The organism is Pseudomonas edaphica, assembly GCF_005863185.1.
GTDB lineage: Bacteria > Pseudomonadota > Gammaproteobacteria > Pseudomonadales > Pseudomonadaceae > Aquipseudomonas > Aquipseudomonas edaphica.
Genome location: NZ_VBVZ01000695.1, coordinates 1 through 3,042 on the forward strand (window position 1 = coordinate 1; position 3,042 = coordinate 3,042).

At 62.4% G+C, this 3,042-nt stretch carries 4 protein-coding genes; all 4 read left to right on the forward strand.

The annotated features are described in order from the left end of the window. A partial coding sequence (locus FEM54_RS29125; RefSeq protein ID WP_138453912.1) for a DOPA 4,5-dioxygenase family protein occupies positions 1-256 on the forward strand: 256 nt, incomplete at its 5' end. A 162-nt stretch (positions 257-418) separates the two neighbouring features. After that, positions 419-1,378, forward strand: a complete 960-nt coding sequence (locus FEM54_RS29130; RefSeq protein WP_138453913.1) for a 2-dehydro-3-deoxygalactonokinase — start codon at positions 419-421, stop codon at positions 1,376-1,378. Position 1,379: 1 nt separating this feature from the next. After that, complete coding sequence (locus tag FEM54_RS29135; protein ID WP_017137928.1) at positions 1,380-2,000, forward strand: 2-dehydro-3-deoxy-6-phosphogalactonate aldolase; 621 nt, start codon at positions 1,380-1,382, stop codon at positions 1,998-2,000. A gap of 48 nt (positions 2,001-2,048) precedes the next feature. Then, on the forward strand, positions 2,049-3,042 hold a 994-nt coding region (gene dgoD, locus FEM54_RS29140), incomplete at its 3' end, for a galactonate dehydratase (RefSeq protein WP_138453914.1).

The following is a 3,042-nucleotide window of genomic DNA, read 5'->3' on the forward strand; positions in this document are numbered from 1 at the left end:
CTGCGAGGACGCAGCCAAGCTGTTCCCGCTGAGCATGGGCCGTGTACACGAAAAGCCGGTCGGCCCCCACCCGGACTGGAGCTGCCAGCTGGCATTCGAGCCGGAATACATCGGCGTGGTGTTGCCCTGGCTGGCGCTGCATCGCGATGGGTTGGTGGTGTTCCTGCACCCGGATACCGGTGATGACCTGAAAGATCACACCGATTACGCGATCTGGATGGGCGCGATGCGTGAGCTGAACCTGTCTATTTTTTAACCACTGCTGCACCTGATCCCATCACCCTGAGCAAAGGCGATGGGATTTTTTATTATGGTCTCCCAATATATGGGACTGATATTTATATATTGAGATATTGCCAGCCGTAGGTTTATATTCGCCCATCAGCTTTTTCAGCACCCACTCATTTCAGGTGAAGCGATGCAGGCGCAATTGATCGCGCTCGACTGGGGGACCAGCTCCCTTCGTGCTTACAAACTCGGCCCGGCTGGCTGTGTGCTCGAACAGCGCGCGTGGGCGTTCGGCATCATGCACCTGCCCAGCGAACCCCGGGTCATTGCTGGCGTGCTGTGCAGTGACGGCTTTGAGTTGGCGTTCGATGCGGCCTGCGGCGACTGGCTCGACGCGCAGCCCGGCCTGCCGGTGATTGCCTGCGGCATGGTCGGCAGCGCCCAAGGCTGGAGCGAAGCGGCCTATCGGCAAACGCCCGTCGACGTCGCCAGCCTCGGCCAGGCCTTGCACCCGGTGCGCAGCCTGCGCGGGGTGCAGGTGCATATTGTGCCGGGTGTGATCGAGCGGGTCGGCTTGCCCAATGTGATGCGTGGCGAAGAAACCCAGGTGCTGGGTGTGCTGCAAGGCCTGGGCGCCGACGTGTTGATCGGCCTGCCGGGCAGCCATTCCAAATGGGTCGAGGTGGTTGAAGGCTGCATCACCCACTTCGACACGTTCATGACCGGCGAGCTGTTTGCGGTACTCAGTAAGCACAGCATTCTCGGGCGTACCCAGCAACAATCCGAAAAATTCCAGGTCGCGGCGTTTGATCGTGGCGTCCACGTGGCGCTGTCAAACGACGGCCAGCGCGGCGTGCTGTCGACCTTGTTCAGCGCTCGTACCCTGGGGTTGACCGGCGAACTGGCGCCAGACGAGCAGCCCGATTATCTGTCCGGCCTGCTGATCGGCCACGAACTCGCCGGTTTGCCGCAGCAGGCCAAACACAAGCCTATCGTCCTGGTCGGCGCTGCCGACCTCTGCGCCCGCTACCAACGCGCCCTTGCCCTCTGCGGCTTCGTCCACGTCAGCCTCGCGCAGGAAGCCACCGCGCGCGGTCTGTGGCAGTTGGCCGTCGCTGCTGGGCTCACTCAACCTGTACAGGAGGCCTGACATGCTCAAGCAAGCACTCGCACACAACGGTTTGATCGCAATCTTGCGCGGCGTGCGCCCGGATGAAGCGCAGGCGGTCGGCCAGGTGCTCTATGAGGCCGGTTTTCGCGTGATCGAAGTGCCACTGAATTCGCCGGACCCTTACACCAGCATCCGCACCCTGCGCGACACCTTGCCCGCCGATTGCCTGATCGGCGCGGGCACCGTGTTGACCCCGGAACAGGTCGAGCAGGTCAAAGCCGCCGGCGGCCAAGTCATCGTCATGCCCCACAGCGATGCCAAGGTATTGCGTGCCGCCAAAGCGGCGGGGCTGTTCCTGTCGCCGGGTGTGGCGACGCCGACCGAAGCCTTCGCCGCTCTGGCCGAAGGCGCGGATGTTTTGAAGCTGTTCCCGGCCGAGCAAATGGGCCCGGCGGTGATCAAGGCGTGGCTGGCGGTATTGCCGACCGGTACCTTACTGCTGCCGGTGGGCGGCGTGACCCCAGGCAACATGCAGGTGTATTTCGACGCTGGCGCCAAGGGCTTTGGCCTGGGTTCCGGGTTGTTCAAACCGGGCATGTCGGTGGACCAAGTGGCGAGCAATGCCCAGGCCTATGTCGCGGCCTGGAACGCGCTTAACTGAACTCAAGGTTTGCGCCCCTGGCGCTGCATCGATAAGAGAGATAAGAAGATGAAAATCACCAAACTGACCACCTTTATCGTCCCGCCGCGCTGGTGCTTCCTCAAGGTCGAGACCGACCAGGGCGTGACCGGTTGGGGTGAGCCTGTGGTGGAGGGCCGCGCCCACACCGTGGCCGCCGCCGTTGAAGAACTTTCCGACTATTTGATCGGCAAAGACCCACGCAATATCGAAGATATCTGGACCGTGCTCTATCGCGGTGGCTTTTACCGTGGCGGCGCGGTGCACATGAGCGCCCTCGCCGGTATCGACCAGGCGCTGTGGGACATCAAGGGCAAGGCGCTCGGCGTGTCGGTCAGCGACCTGTTGGGTGGCCAGGTGCGTGACAAGATCCGCGTGTATTCCTGGATCGGCGGCGACCGCCCCGCCGACACCGCCCGTGCCGCCAAAGAGGCCGTGGCCCGTGGCTTCACCGCCGTGAAAATGAATGGCACCGAAGAATTGCAGTTCGTCGACAGCTTCGAGAAAGTCGACCTGGCATTGGCCAACGTTGCCGCCGTGCGCGATGCGGTCGGGCCTAACGTCGGCATCGGCGTCGACTTCCATGGCCGCGTGCACAAGCCCATGGCCAAGGTGCTGATGAAAGAGCTGGACCCGTACAAGCTGATGTTTATCGAAGAGCCGGTGCTCAGCGAAAACTACGAAGCGCTCAAGGAACTGGCGCCGTTGACCAGTACGCCGATTGCCCTGGGCGAGCGGCTGTTTTCCCGTTGGGACTTCAAGCGTGTGCTCAGCGAAGGTTATGTCGACATCATCCAACCGGACGCGTCCCACGCTGGCGGCATCACCGAAACCCGCAAGATCGCCAACATGGCCGAAGCCTACGACGTGGCCCTGGCCCTGCACTGCCCGCTGGGTCCGATTGCCCTGGCGGCGTGCCTGCAATTGGACGCGGTTTGCTACAACGCGTTTATTCAGGAGCAAAGCCTGGGTATTCACTACAACGAGAGCAACGACCTGCTCGATTACGTGCGCGATCCAGGCG